The organism is Streptomyces sp. TE5632, assembly GCF_054061295.1.
Genome location: NZ_JBSSEA010000003.1, coordinates 4,305,001 through 4,318,563 on the forward strand (window position 1 = coordinate 4,305,001; position 13,563 = coordinate 4,318,563).

Here is a 13,563-nt window from a genome sequence, read left to right on the forward strand (position 1 = left end):
ACCCGGACCTGTCCGGGTCAGGGGCCAGAACACCGGCATCCGTCCGGTGCTGGTTGCTCATGGGTGGAACGTTGATTATTCGGCCGGTTGTTCCGGGCCGGAGGCCTGCGAGTACTGCCCCTTCCGGGGGCGTGGAAAGCATGATCTTCGGACGGGAACCGGCCGGGCACGCTGTTGGGTGTCTGAGGGCACGGCCGCACGGCCTGTCTCTCGGTGCCGGCCCCGGTACAGCACCGCGCACGCGGTGCGTGACGGGTGGTCGGTCGTTGTTTGAGAACTGCACAGTGGACGCGAGCATCTGTGGCCAAGTTTTTAAGGGCGCACGGTGGATGCCTTGGCACCAGGAACCGATGAAGGACGTGGGAGGCCACGATAGGCCCCGGGGAGCCGTCAACCAGGCTGTGATCCGGGGGTGTCCGAATGGGGAAACCCGGCAGTCGTCATGGGCTGTCACCCACTGCTGAACACATAGGCAGTGCGGAGGGAACGCGGGGAAGTGAAACATCTCAGTACCCGCAGGAAGAGAAAACAACCGTGATTCCGGGAGTAGTGGCGAGCGAAACCGGATGAGGCCAAACCGCATGCGTGCAAGACCCGGCAGGGGTTGCGCATGCGGGGTTGTGGGATCTCTCGGTCATGGTCTGCCGGCCATGAGACGAGTCAGAAACCGCTGGCGTAGACGAAGGACATGCGAAAGGTCCGGCGCAGAGGGTAAGACCCCCGTAGTCGAAACGTCAGCGGCTCGTTGGAGAGACACCCAAGTAGCACGGGGCCCGAGAAATCCCGTGTGAATCCGGCGGGACCACCCGCCAAGCCTAAATATTCCCTGGTGACCGATAGCGGACAGTACCGTGAGGGAATGGTGAAAAGTACCGCGGGAGCGGAGTGAAATAGTACCTGAAACCGTGTGCCTACAAGCCGTGGGAGCGTCGCGCGGGGATTCGTCCCCGCGTCGTGACTGCGTGCCTTTTGAAGAATGAGCCTGCGAGTTTGCGGTGTGTTGCGAGGTTAACCCGGGTGGGGAAGCCGTAGCGAAAGCGAGTCCGAACAGGGCGCCCCAGTAGCACGCTCAAGACCCGAAGCGGAGTGATCTAGCCATGGGCAGGTTGAAGCGGAGGTAAGACTTCGTGGAGGACCGAACCCACCAGGGTTGAAAACCTGGGGGATGACCTGTGGTTAGGGGTGAAAGGCCAATCAAACTCCGTGATAGCTGGTTCTCCCCGAAATGCATTTAGGTGCAGCGTCGCGTGTTTCTTGCCGGAGGTAGAGCACTGGATAGGCGATGGGCCCTACCGGGTTACTGACCTTAGCCAAACTCCGAATGCCGGTAAGTGAGAGCGCGGCAGTGAGACCGTGGGGGATAAGCTCCATGGTCGAGAGGGAAACAGCCCAGAGCATCGACTAAGGCCCCCAAGCGTACGCTAAGTGGGAAAGGATGTGGAGTCGCACAGACAACCAGGAGGTTGGCTTAGAAGCAGCCATCCTTGAAAGAGTGCGTAATAGCTCACTGGTCTAGTGATTCCGCGCCGACAATGTAGCGGGGCTCAAGCGTACCGCCGAAGTCGTGTCATTGCGATATGTGCCCCCAACGGGGATCGTGATGGGTAGGGGAGCGTCGTGTGCCGGGTGAAGCAGCCGCGGAAGCGAGTTGTGGACGGTTCACGAGTGAGAATGCAGGCATGAGTAGCGATACACACGTGAGAAACGTGTGCGCCGATTGACCAAGGGTTCCTGGGTCAAGCTGATCTGCCCAGGGTAAGTCGGGACCTAAGGCGAGGCCGACAGGCGTAGTCGATGGACAACCGGTTGATATTCCGGTACCCGCTGTGAAGCGACAGACATCGAACCAGGCGATGCTAAGTCCGTGAAGCCGCCCCGGATCCTTCGGGTGAAGGGGAGTGGTGGAGCCGACGGACCAGACCTGCAGTAGGTGAGTGATGGGGTGACGCAGGAAGGCAGTCCAGCCCGGGCGGTGGTTGTCCCGGGGTAAGGGTGTAGGACGTCAGGCAGGCAAATCCGCCTGACACGTAGTCTGAGACCCGATGCCGAGCCGATTGTGGTGAAGTGGACGATCCTATGCTGTCGAGAAAAGCCTCTAGCGAGTTTCATGGCGGCCCGTACCCCAAACCGACTCAGGTGGTCAGGTAGAGAATACCGAGGCGTTCGGGTGAACTATGGTTAAGGAACTCGGCAAAATGCCCCCGTAACTTCGGGAGAAGGGGGGCCATCACCGGTGATCCGATTTACTCGGTGAGCTGGGGGTGGCCGCAGAGACCAGCGAGAAGCGACTGTTTACTAAAAACACAGGTCCGTGCGAAGCCGTAAGGCGAGGTATACGGACTGACGCCTGCCCGGTGCTGGAACGTTAAGGGGACCGGTCAGTCACTCTTCGGGGTGGCGAAGCTGAGAACTTAAGCGCCAGTAAACGGCGGTGGTAACTATAACCATCCTAAGGTAGCGAAATTCCTTGTCGGGTAAGTTCCGACCTGCACGAATGGCGTAACGACTTCTCGACTGTCTCAACCATAGGCCCGGTGAAATTGCACTACGAGTAAAGATGCTCGTTTCGCGCAGCAGGACGGAAAGACCCCGGGACCTTTACTACAGTTTGATATTGGTGTTCGGTTCGGCTTGTGTAGGATAGCTGGGAGACCGTGAAGCCGCCACGCCAGTGGTGGTGGAGTCGTCGTTGAAATACCAGTCTGGTCGTGCTGGATGTCTAACCTGGGTCCGTGATCCGGATCAGGGACAGTGTCTGATGGGTAGTTTAACTGGGGCGGTTGCCTCCTAAAGGGTAACGGAGGCGCCCAAAGGTTCCCTCAGCCTGGTTGGCAATCAGGTGGTGAGTGTAAGTGCACAAGGGAGCTTGACTGTGAGACCGACGGGTCGAGCAGGGACGAAAGTCGGGACTAGTGATCCGGCGGTGGCTTGTGGAAGCGCCGTCGCTCAACGGATAAAAGGTACCCCGGGGATAACAGGCTGATCTTCCCCAAGAGTCCATATCGACGGGATGGTTTGGCACCTCGATGTCGGCTCGTCGCATCCTGGGGCTGGAGTCGGTCCCAAGGGTTGGGCTGTTCGCCCATTAAAGCGGTACGCGAGCTGGGTTTAGAACGTCGTGAGACAGTTCGGTCCCTATCCGCTGCGCGCGCAGGAGTCTTGAGAAGGGCTGTCCCTAGTACGAGAGGACCGGGACGGACGAACCTCTGGTGTGCCAGTTGTTCTGCCAAGGGCATGGCTGGTTGGCTACGTTCGGGAGGGATAACCGCTGAAAGCATCTAAGCGGGAAGCCTGCTTCGAGATGAGGGCTCCCACCCACTTGATGGGGTAAGGCTCCCAGTAGACGACTGGGTTGATAGGCCGGATATGGAAGCGCCGTAAGGTGTGGAGTTGACCGGTACTAATAGGCCGAGGGCTTGTCCTCAGTTGCTCGCGTCCACTGTGTTGGTTCTGAAACCACGAACGACCCCACGCCCGTGGTGTGGTGCGGTTGAGTGTTTCATAGTGTTTCGGTGGTCATAGCGTGGGGGAAACGCCCGGTTACATTCCGAACCCGGAAGCTAAGCCCCAGAGCGCCGATGGTACTGCAGGGGGGACCCTGTGGGAGAGTAGGACGCCGCCGAACAAATTGTGACAGGGTTGGATCCCGAACTTCGGTTCGGGATCCAACCCTTTTTTGTTCTGCGTCACTTGAAGTTCACGTTGCGCCACGAGCATCCATCCCATGGGTACTGCTGCACTGCTCAGGGCCGCCGGTGTCGGAGTCGGTGACGAGGTGGTCGTGTCCGCCTTCGGGAACGTGGAAGTCGCCGAGGCTGTCACCCTTACAGGCGCGTTGCCGGTGTTCGCCGAGATAGATCCGGTGACCTACTGCCTCGCGCCGGCCGCTGTGGAAGCCGCCATAACTCCGCGGACGGCAGCCGTTGTTGCCGTCCACCGCTTCGGCAGGCAGGCCGACATCGCCCGGTTGCACATCCTCGGGCAGCGGCACAGCCTGCTGATACTGGAGCGCGGGGAGTCCGAGGGGCCGTACGAAGAGATCGCTCGGCGCAGGGCGCGGGCGGCCTATCTCGATGCGAAACTGCGGGGTGTTCGAACGCCCGACGGTGGCGACGGGCACACCTACCAGCAGTACGTCGTACGAGTGCCCGGGAACGGGCGCCCGGACCGGGACGCTTTTGCACAAGCCGTACGGGCCAAGGGGGTTGAGTGCAGGGTGCCGGTGAAGACGCCCGTGCACCGGCTGCCCGGATTCCGGCGGTGCGTGTCTCTGCCCGAGACCGAGCGGGCCGCCGACGAGACGCTGGCCCTGCCCGTGGACGCCTCGCTGACCAAGCGGGACATGCAGCGTGTCGCGTCGGCCTGCAACACGCTGGGCGGGTTGCTTCAGCCGGCTCTCTGAACCGTGGTTGGGAGCACAGGGCCGGTCAGGGTATGATCTATTCCGTTGCCACCGCGGGAAACCGCAGAACGGCAACAGGCCCCTATAGCTCAGTCGGCAGAGCGTCTCCATGGTAAGGAGAAGGTCAACGGTTCGATTCCGTTTGGGGGCTCCGACAGAAAGGCCCCGCCCTCCCGGGCGGGGCCTTTCTCATGCCCTGGCTCTCAGTCCTGGTGGAGACCCGGTACGCGCATGGCGAGGATCGCCATGTCGTCGGAGGGGGCGTCGGAGGCGAAGCGTTCCACGGCGCGCATGATGCGGGCGGCGACCGCGCCTGCGGTGAGGCCCGTGCAGGTCGTCAGGACATCGGCGAGGCCGTCGTCGCCCAGCATGTTCAGGCCCTCACGGCGCTCGGTGACACCGTCGGTGACGCACAGCAGGACGTCGCCCGGGTCGAGGGTGACCGTCTGCTCGTACAGATCCAGGTCCTCGAGGACACCGAGGAGGGGCTGCGGTTCGGCGGCGGGTTCCACGGTGCCGTTCTGGCGCAGGCGCAGCGGGAGGGGGTGGCCCGCGCACACCACCTTCAACTCCGCGCTGCCGTCCTCCTGCGGGCGCAGCTCGCCGTACAGGAGGGTGAGGAAGCGGCTGCGGGCGCCCTCGTCGAGGATGGCGGAGTTCAGGCGCTCAAGAACCGCCGGGCCGCTGAGGCCCTCGCGGGCCAGCAGCCTCAGGGCGTGCCGGGCCAGTCCGGTGACGGCCGCGGCGTTCGGGCCCGTACCGCAGACGTCGCCGATGGCGAAGCCGTAGGCGCCGTCGCTGATCGGGAACAGGTCGTAGAAGTCGCCGCCGACCTCGTTGCCCTCGCCGGCCGCGCGGTAGATGACCTCGACCTCGACGCCGTCGATGACGGGGAGTTCCGGCGGCAGGAGGCTGCGCTGGAGGGACTGGCTGATGGCCGTGCGCTCGGAGTAGAGACGGGCGTTGTCCAGGGCCAGGGCAGCCCTGCGGGAGAGGTCCTCGGCGAGTTCCAGGATCTCCTGCCGGAAGTGTTCGTCGGTCGGTTTGCCGAGTGTCAGCATGCCGATGACGCGGTTGCGGGCGACCAGGGGGAGGACCACGGTCTCGCCGCCCACCGCGGCGGCAGTGGTGAGTGTGGGGCCGATGCCGGAGGTGACCTGGTTGCTCGGGCCGCCGCTCAGGCCGAGGCTGCGCATGGAGGTGCGCAGGGCCGCCTGGTGGGCCACCTCGCCGGGCGCCGACCATACGCGGGCGCCGGGGGTGGGCACCGGGTCGGGCGGGGCCATCTTCGAGAGCAGGGACTTGATGCCGTCGATGAGTTCCTCGTCCTCGTGCAGGACGTAGGAGAGATACGGCTCGGAGGCCTGGTCGGCGATCGTGTAGACGGCGCACCAGGTGGCCAGGGTGGGGACGGTCATCTGGGCCATGAGCGCCAGGGTCTGGTCGCGGTCCAGGGTGCCGGCCAGCAGGTCGGAGGCCTCGACGAGGAAGCTCAGTGAGCCGCGGCGCAGTCGTTCCAGCTCGCCCAGGCGGGCCGACTCGACGGCCAGGGCAATGCGGTCGGCGGCGAACTGGAGGCGCAGCGCCTCCTCGTTGGAGTATCTGCCGGCTCCCTCCGCGGCGACGCCGAGAGAGCCGGTGAGGCGGCCCTCGACCTTGAGCGGGACGGTGACGACCGAGCGCATGCCGGTGCCGTTGAGGAGGGGGACCGCGCCGGGCAGAGCGGTGAGGTCGTCGTGGACGGCCGGCATCCGGGCGGAGCCGTAGCGGCCGGAGCCGGCCTCCACCGGGACGCGGGCGAAGCGCTGTCGGGCGGAGGGCAGGCCGGTGGAGGCGCGTACCTCGAGTTCGGTCTCGTCGTCGGTGGCGAGCAGGAGGAAGGCGGAGTCGCCGTCGAGCATGTCGCGGGCGCGTTCCACCGTGCGCTGGAGGAGGCTGTCGAGGTCGTCGGGGGCGGGTGAGCCGATGAACACCTCGAAGGGGTCGGTGCTCTGGTTCTCGGAGGTGTCGGAGGCGGCGACCCGCAACGGGGTCTGCAGGACGGCCCGTTCGTGGTCCCTGACGAGGAGGCACACGGTGGACGGATCGCCGTCCGCGTCGCGGACGCGCAGGTGGGAGGCGTAGACGGGGGTCACTCGGCCCTGGGCGTCCCTTATGCCGTAGCTGCCTTCCCAGCGGGAGAGTTGGAGTGCCTCCGCGATGCCGGTGCCGGTGCCGGGAGTGTGCGGCCAGGCCGCGAGATCGGTGAGCGGCTTGCCGGTGACCTGGTCGGCCCGGTAGCCGAAGAGCTCTTCCGCGTCCTCGTTCCAGGAGGAGATGGCACCGATCCGGTCGATCTGCACGACGGCGACGCGGACTCGGGTGTCGGCGAGGGGCAGGAGGTCGGACGGCAGTGCCGGACCGGCCGCGCGGGTGCCCACCGGGCGCTCGGGAATGTCGAGTTGGAACCAGACGGTCTTGTGGGTGGGGCTGTACTCCACACCCCAGCGGTCGGCCAGGGCCGCGCAGAGCTGGAGGCCGCGTCCGCCCTCGCGGTCGGGGCTGCCCATGGTGGCTGCCGAGCCCTGGAGTGGTACTTCGCGTTCCGGGTACCGGTCGGCCACCTCGATCCGTACGCCGTCGTCGCTGCGCAGGCACAGGAGGTCGGCGAAGGTGCCGGCGTGGACCACGGCGTTGGTGACGAGCTCACTGGTGAGGACCACGGCGTCGTCGATGATGTCGGCGAACCCCCACCCCTGGAGGGTGTCGCGGACGAAGGCGCGGGCACCCGCGACCGAGCGCCCGACGGGCTCGAAGCTGGCGGCCGCGCGCGCGGTGATCACAGAACTCCTCGACCGGTTCTCTGCGGGCATGGCTCCACGGCCGACCGGTTCGTCCCGCTGGTGCGGCAGGCCGTTCGTCGGCCGTGGGTCCGGGGGCTGGTCCCCCGGGATCAGTCCGGTGGTCATGTGTGCGGCCGCCCTCCGATGCCCGCTCGACTCCGTGCCGGCCATCGCCCGGGCCGGACGGACCGGCGTGGCTGGACAGCCGCATGCAAGGTTACTTACCTTCGCGGTTCGAGCTGATGCCGGTCTGCGGTGTTTCCGTCCGAAGGTGTCCGACGCCCGGAAACTGAGCGGACGATGTGCGAAGCTGCCGAACTGTTATGGCCTGGTTCGGTGGGGGTGAAACACTGGGCAGGCTTGTTGTTGCGAAGCTCAGGACAGGCGGGGTGTCTTCCGTGCCGGGCGGGCAGTGGCCTCGGGTGGCACTCCGGTCGGCCGGGCAGGTATCGCGGCAGTACAGGAACATGCACGAGTAAGCAGAGCAAACAGTAAAGACAGCTTTCACGGGTGCGCCGTGCGGTGATGCCCGAGCACAAGCAGTAACGGTCGACCCCTGCGGGAGGGACACAGTGGAGTCTGGCGCAGCGACGCGGGGCACGAACACGCGCGCGAAGGGCGGACGGTCCCTGAGTGGGCAGGGCAGGGCGCGGGGCGGGACCACCGAGGTGGACTCGGCGGCCCTGAACCGTTTGATGGTGGCCCTGGTGGCGATGCGGGACGGAAACTTCCGCAAGCGACTCACGGTGTCCGGTGACGGCCCGATGTCGGAGATCGCCGCGGTCTTCAACGAGGTGGCCGACCGCAATCTTCATCTGACGGGTGAGCTGGCGCGGGTGCGGCGCATGGTGGGGCGTGAGGGGAAGCTCACCGAGCGCCTGGAGACGGGGCCCTGCGAGGGCTCCTGGTCGACGGCGATCGACAACTCGAACGCGCTGGTGGACGACCTGGCACGACCCGTTTCCGAGGTCAGCCGGGTGCTGTCGGCGGTGGCCGAGGGCGATCTGTCGCCGCGGATGGAGTTGCGGACGCAGGCCACCGACGGATCGGGGCAGCCGCTGCGCGGAGAGTTCCTGAAGGTCGGCCGTACCGTCAACAACCTGGTCGACCAGCTGTCGAGTTTCACCGACGAGGTCACGCGCGTGGCCAGCGAGGTCGGTACCGAGGGCAAGCTGGGCGGTCAGGCCCGGGTGCGCGGCATGTCCGGTTCGTGGAAGGACCTCACGGACTCGGTCAACACCATGGCGGAGCGGCTGACGGCGCAGGTGCGTGACATCGCGCTGGTGACGACGGCGGTGGCCCGCGGCGACCTGTCACGCAAGGTCACCGTGCATGTCGAAGGCGAGATGCTGGAGCTGAAGAACACCGTCAACACGATGGTCGACCAGCTCTCGGCGTTCTCCTCCGAGGTGACGCGCGTCGCGCGCGAGGTGGGCACCGAGGGCGCGCTGGGCGGGCAGGCGCAGGTGCCCGGGGTGGACGGCGTGTGGAAGGAACTCACCGATTCGGTGAACACCATGGCCGGGAACCTGACGGCCCAGGTGCGCGGGATCGCGGAGGTGACGACCGCCGTCGCCAACGGCGACCTGTCACGGAAGGTGACCGTACCGGCGCGCGGCGAGGTCGCTCAGCTCGCCGAGACGATCAACCAGATGACCGAGACGCTGCGGATCTTCGCGGACGAGGTGACCCGGGTCGCCAACGAGGTCGGGGCCGAGGGGCAGTTGGGCGGTCAGGCGAATGTGCCGGGCGCCGCCGGTACCTGGAAGGACCTGACGGACTCGGTCAACACCGTGTTCCGCAACCTGACCACCCAGGTGAGGGACATCGCCGCCGTGACGACGGCGGTGGCCAACGGTGACCTGTCGCAGAAGGTCACCGTGGACGTGGCCGGCGAGATGCTGGAGCTGAAGAACACCGTCAACACGATGGTCGACCAGCTGTCCGCCTTCGGCGCCGAGGTCACGCGCGTGGCGCGCGAGGTCGGCGTCGAGGGTGAGCTGGGCGGGCAGGCACAGGTGCCGGGGGCGGCGGGGACCTGGAAGGACCTGACGGACTCGGTCAACACCGCGTTCCGCAACCTCACCGGTCAGGTGCGGAACATCGCCCAGGTGACGACGGCGGTGGCCAACGGCGACCTGTCGCAGAAGGTCACCGTCGATGTCTCCGGCGAGATGCTTCAGCTGAAGAACACCGTCAACACGATGGTGGACCAGCTGTCGAGCTTCGCCGACCAGGTCACGCGCATGGCCCGGGACGTGGGTACGGAGGGCCGCCTGGGCGGTCAGGCCCGCGTGGACGGCGTGTCGGGCACCTGGAAGGAACTCACCGACTCCGTCAACTCGATGGCGTCCAATCTGACCGGCCAGGTGCGCAACATCGCCCAGGTCACCACCGCGGTGGCCCGGGGCGACCTGTCGCAGAAGATCACCGTGGACGCGCGCGGCGAGATCCTGGAGCTGAAGAACACCGTCAACACGATGGTGGACCAGCTGTCGAGCTTCGCCGACCAGGTCACGCGGGTGGCCCGCGAGGTGGGTACGGAGGGCCGGCTCGGGGGCCAGGCGCAGGTGCCCGGTGTCGCCGGGGTGTGGCGCGACCTCACCGACTCCGTGAACGGCATGGCCGGAAATCTCACCGCACAGGTGCGGAACATCGCCCAGGTGGCGACGGCGGTGGCCCGGGGCGACCTGTCGCAGAAGATCACCGTGGACGCGCGCGGCGAGATCCTGGAGCTGAAGAACACCCTGAACACGATGGTGGACCAGCTGTCGTCGTTCGCCGAGGAGGTCACGCGGGTGGCCCGTGAGGTGGGTACGGAGGGCCAGCTCGGCGGTCAGGCCGAGGTGCAGGGCGTCTCCGGCACCTGGAAGGACCTCACCCAGTCGGTGAACGGCATGGCGAACAACCTGACCCTCCAGGTGCGCAACATCGCCGAGGTCACCACCGCGGTGGCCCGGGGCGATCTGTCGAAGAAGATCACCGTCGACGCCAAGGGCGAGATCCTCGAACTCGTCACCACCGTCAACACGATGGTGGACCAGCTGTCGTCGTTCGCCGAGCAGGTGACCAGGGTGGCGCGTGAGGTGGGCACCGAGGGCATCCTCGGCGGCCAGGCCCACGTGCCCGGGGTCACGGGCATCTGGAAGGACCTGAGCGACAACGTCAACCTGATGGCCAAGAACCTCACCACCCAGGTGCGGAACATCTCCGAGGTCTCCGCCGCGGTCGCCAGCGGTGACCTGACGCGACAGGTCACCATCGAGGCGCGCGGCGAGCTGGCGCAGCTCGCCGACACCATCAACATCATGGTGCGGACGCTGAGTTCGTTCGCCGAGCAGGTCACCAAGGTGGCCCGCGAGGTGGGTACGGACGGCATCCTCGGCGGCCAGGCGCACGTACCGGGTGTGGCCGGTACGTGGAAGGACCTCACCGAGTCCGTGAACCGGATGGCGTCCAACCTGACCGGTCAGGTGCGCAACATCGCCATGGTGACCACGGCCATCGCCAAGGGTGACCTGACGAAGAAGATCGACATCGACGCGCGGGGCGAGATCCTGGAGCTGAAGACCACCATCAACACGATGGTGGACCAGCTGTCCTCCTTCGCCGAGGAGGTCACGCGCGTGGCCCGTGAGGTGGGTACGGAGGGCCAGCTCGGCGGCCAGGCCCGCGTGCGGGACGTCGACGGCACCTGGCGGGACCTGACCGAGTCGGTGAACGAGATGGCCGGGAATCTGACCCGGCAGGTGCGGGCCATCGCGCGCGTGGCGACCGCGGTGACCCGCGGCGACCTGAACCTGAAGATCGACGTGGACGCGTCCGGGGAGATCCAGGAACTCCAGGACTACATCAACAAGATGATCGCCAACCTGCGCGACACCACGATCGCCAACAAGGAGCAGGACTGGCTGAAGGGCAATCTGGCCCGCATCTCCGCGCTGATGCAGGGCCGCCGGGACCTGGAGGACGTGGCCTCGCTGATCATGAGCGAGCTGACGCCCGTGGTCTCCGCGCAGCACGGCGCGTTCTTCCTCTCGATGCCGTTGGTCGACGGGGAGGACGTGAGCGTCACCGAGGACGACCAGTACGAGCTGCGCATGCTCGGTTCGTACGGCTACTCGCTGGGCTCCATGCCGACGTCGTTCCGGCCCGGTGAGGGGCTCATCGGGACGGCCGCCATGGAGAAGCGCACCATCCTGGTGGAGAACGCGCCCAGTGGCTACCTGAAGATCTCCTCGGGGCTCGGGGAGGCACCGCCGGCCCAGGTGATCGTGCTTCCGGTGCTGTTCGAGGGGACCGTGTTGGGCGTCATCGAACTGGCCTCCTTCACTCCGTTCACGCACATCCAGAAGGACTTCCTGAACCAGATCGCCGAGATGATCGCGACGAGCGTCAACACCATCTCGGTGAACACCAAGACGGAGCTGCTGCTGGCTCAGTCGCAGGAGCTGACCGAGCAACTCCGTGAGCGCTCTGCCGAGTTGGAGCAGCGGCAGAAGGCGCTGCAGGCTTCCAACGCCGAACTGGAGGAGAAGGCCGAGCTGTTGGCGCGGCAGAACCGCGACATCGAGGTGAAGAACACCGAGATCGAGGAGGCTCGGCAGGTCCTGGAGGAGCGCGCCGAGCAACTCGCGGTCTCCATGCGCTACAAGAGCGAGTTCCTGGCCAACATGTCGCACGAGCTGCGGACGCCGCTCAACTCCCTGCTGATCCTGGCCAAGCTGCTCGCCGACAACGCCGAGGGGAACCTCTCCCCGAAGCAGGTCGAGTTCGCCGAGACCATCCACGGCGCGGGCTCCGACCTGCTGCAGCTGATCAACGACATCCTCGACCTGTCGAAGGTCGAGGCGGGCAAGATGGACGTCTCCCCGACGCGTATCGCGCTCGTCCAGCTCGTGGACTACGTGGAGGCCACCTTCCGGCCGCTGACCGCGGAGAAGGGCCTGGACCTGTCGGTCAGGGTCTCCCCGGAGCTGCCGGCCACACTGCACACCGACGAGCAGCGGCTGCTCCAGGTGCTGCGCAACCTGCTGTCGAACGCGGTGAAGTTCACCGACTCCGGGTCGGTCGAGCTGGTCATCCGGCCCGCCCGGGACGACGTTCCGCAGGCCATCCGGGAGCAGTTGCTGGAGGCCGGTTCGCTGACCGACCCGGACGCCGACCTGATCGCGTTCTCGGTGTCCGACACGGGCATCGGGATCGCCTCCAGCAAGATGCGGGTGATCTTCGAGGCGTTCAAGCAGGCGGACGGCACGACCAGCCGCAAGTACGGCGGTACGGGGCTCGGGCTGTCCATCTCGAGGGAGATCGCGCAACTGCTCGGCGGTGAGATCCACGCGCAGAGCGAGCCGGGCCGCGGCTCGACGTTCACGCTGTATCTCCCGCTGTACCCCAGCGAGTTGCCCCCGCACGGTTACCAGCAGCCCATGCCGACGTTGGAGAGCGGCGGTCCGGCTGCGTCGACGGCGTCTGCCGACCCCGCGGTCGTGACACCGGCCGAGGTGACGCCGTACCGGGAGATCCAGAACGGTCCGGCCGCGCTGTTCCGGCGGCGCCGCAGGCCGCTGCCCCAGCTGGAGCGGCGGCCCGCTCCGCAGGCCCCCGAGCAGGGGTCCGGCACGGAGCAGGAGCAGGAGCCGGCGGCCCGGTCGCACCGCGGTATCCGGTTCGGCGGGCAGAAGGTGCTCATCGTCGACGACGACATCCGCAACGTGTTCGCGCTGACCAGCGTCCTGGAGCAGCACGGCCTTTCCGTGCTGTACGCGGAGAACGGCCGCGAGGGCATCGAGGTGCTGGAGCAGCACGACGACGTGGCGGTCGTCCTGATGGACATCATGATGCCCGAGATGGACGGTTACGCGACGACGACGGCGATCCGTCGGATGCCGCAGTTCGCGGGACTCCCGATCATCGCGCTCACCGCGAAGGCGATGAAGGGCGACCGTGAGAAGGCGATCGAGTCGGGAGCCTCCGACTACGTGACGAAGCCCGTCGACCCCGATCACCTGCTGTCGGTGATGCAGGAGTGGATGAGGGGCATGAGGGGGCATGAAGGGGCCTGAGGGCGACACCACGGGAGAGGGGGCGCGTGGGCGGCGCCCCCGCGGCGTGCGATGGTGGTGGAAGGCTTCGCCGCACACGGGGAATCGTTGTCGTGGTGTGCGCGAAGTTGTGTAGAAGTACGTGATCCGGGGAACCTTCTGGTCTCCTGCCGCGTTTCCGCTACGTGCACAGTGACATCACGGTGACAGGGTGTGGCGACAGGCGGGGTGCGGCTACGATGACCGGCACAAGGACGGGCGGCGCAAGGGAGTCGTCCCCTGGGGCGGCACCCGC

General features: G+C 66.4%; 3 protein-coding genes, 1 tRNA gene and 2 rRNA genes. 5 read left to right on the forward strand and 1 reads right to left on the reverse strand.

Features of this window, described 5'->3' with window-relative positions:
* Window positions 1–302: 302 nt before the first annotated feature.
* The 4 genes from ACVW19_RS24925 (at window position 303) to ACVW19_RS24940 (ending at window position 4,553) form a co-directional block, all read left to right on the forward strand.
* Window positions 303–3,424: ribosomal RNA gene (locus ACVW19_RS24925) — 23S ribosomal RNA — on the forward strand.
* Between the two features lie 84 nt (window positions 3,425–3,508).
* A 5S ribosomal RNA gene (rrf, locus tag ACVW19_RS24930) occupies window positions 3,509–3,625 on the forward strand.
* A 114-nt stretch (window positions 3,626–3,739) separates the two neighbouring features.
* Complete coding sequence (locus ACVW19_RS24935; RefSeq protein ID WP_457464773.1) at window positions 3,740–4,402, forward strand: DegT/DnrJ/EryC1/StrS family aminotransferase; 663 nt, start codon at window positions 3,740–3,742, stop codon at window positions 4,400–4,402.
* A 78-nt stretch (window positions 4,403–4,480) separates the two neighbouring features.
* Window positions 4,481–4,553: transfer RNA gene (locus ACVW19_RS24940), tRNA-Thr, on the forward strand.
* A 52-nt stretch (window positions 4,554–4,605) separates the two neighbouring features.
* Here ACVW19_RS24940 and ACVW19_RS24945 read toward each other — a convergent pair.
* Window positions 4,606–7,350: a SpoIIE family protein phosphatase gene (locus ACVW19_RS24945; RefSeq protein WP_457461899.1), complete on the reverse strand. Its 2,745-nt coding sequence runs from the start codon at window positions 7,348–7,350 to the stop codon at window positions 4,606–4,608.
* 446 nt (window positions 7,351–7,796) lie between these two features.
* On the opposite strand from ACVW19_RS24945, the gene ACVW19_RS24950 reads away from it, so the two are divergent.
* Window positions 7,797–13,289 (forward strand): HAMP domain-containing protein, encoded by a 5,493-nt coding sequence (locus ACVW19_RS24950; RefSeq protein WP_457461901.1) that lies wholly within the window; start codon window positions 7,797–7,799, stop codon window positions 13,287–13,289.
* Window positions 13,290–13,563: the final 274 nt, after the last annotated feature.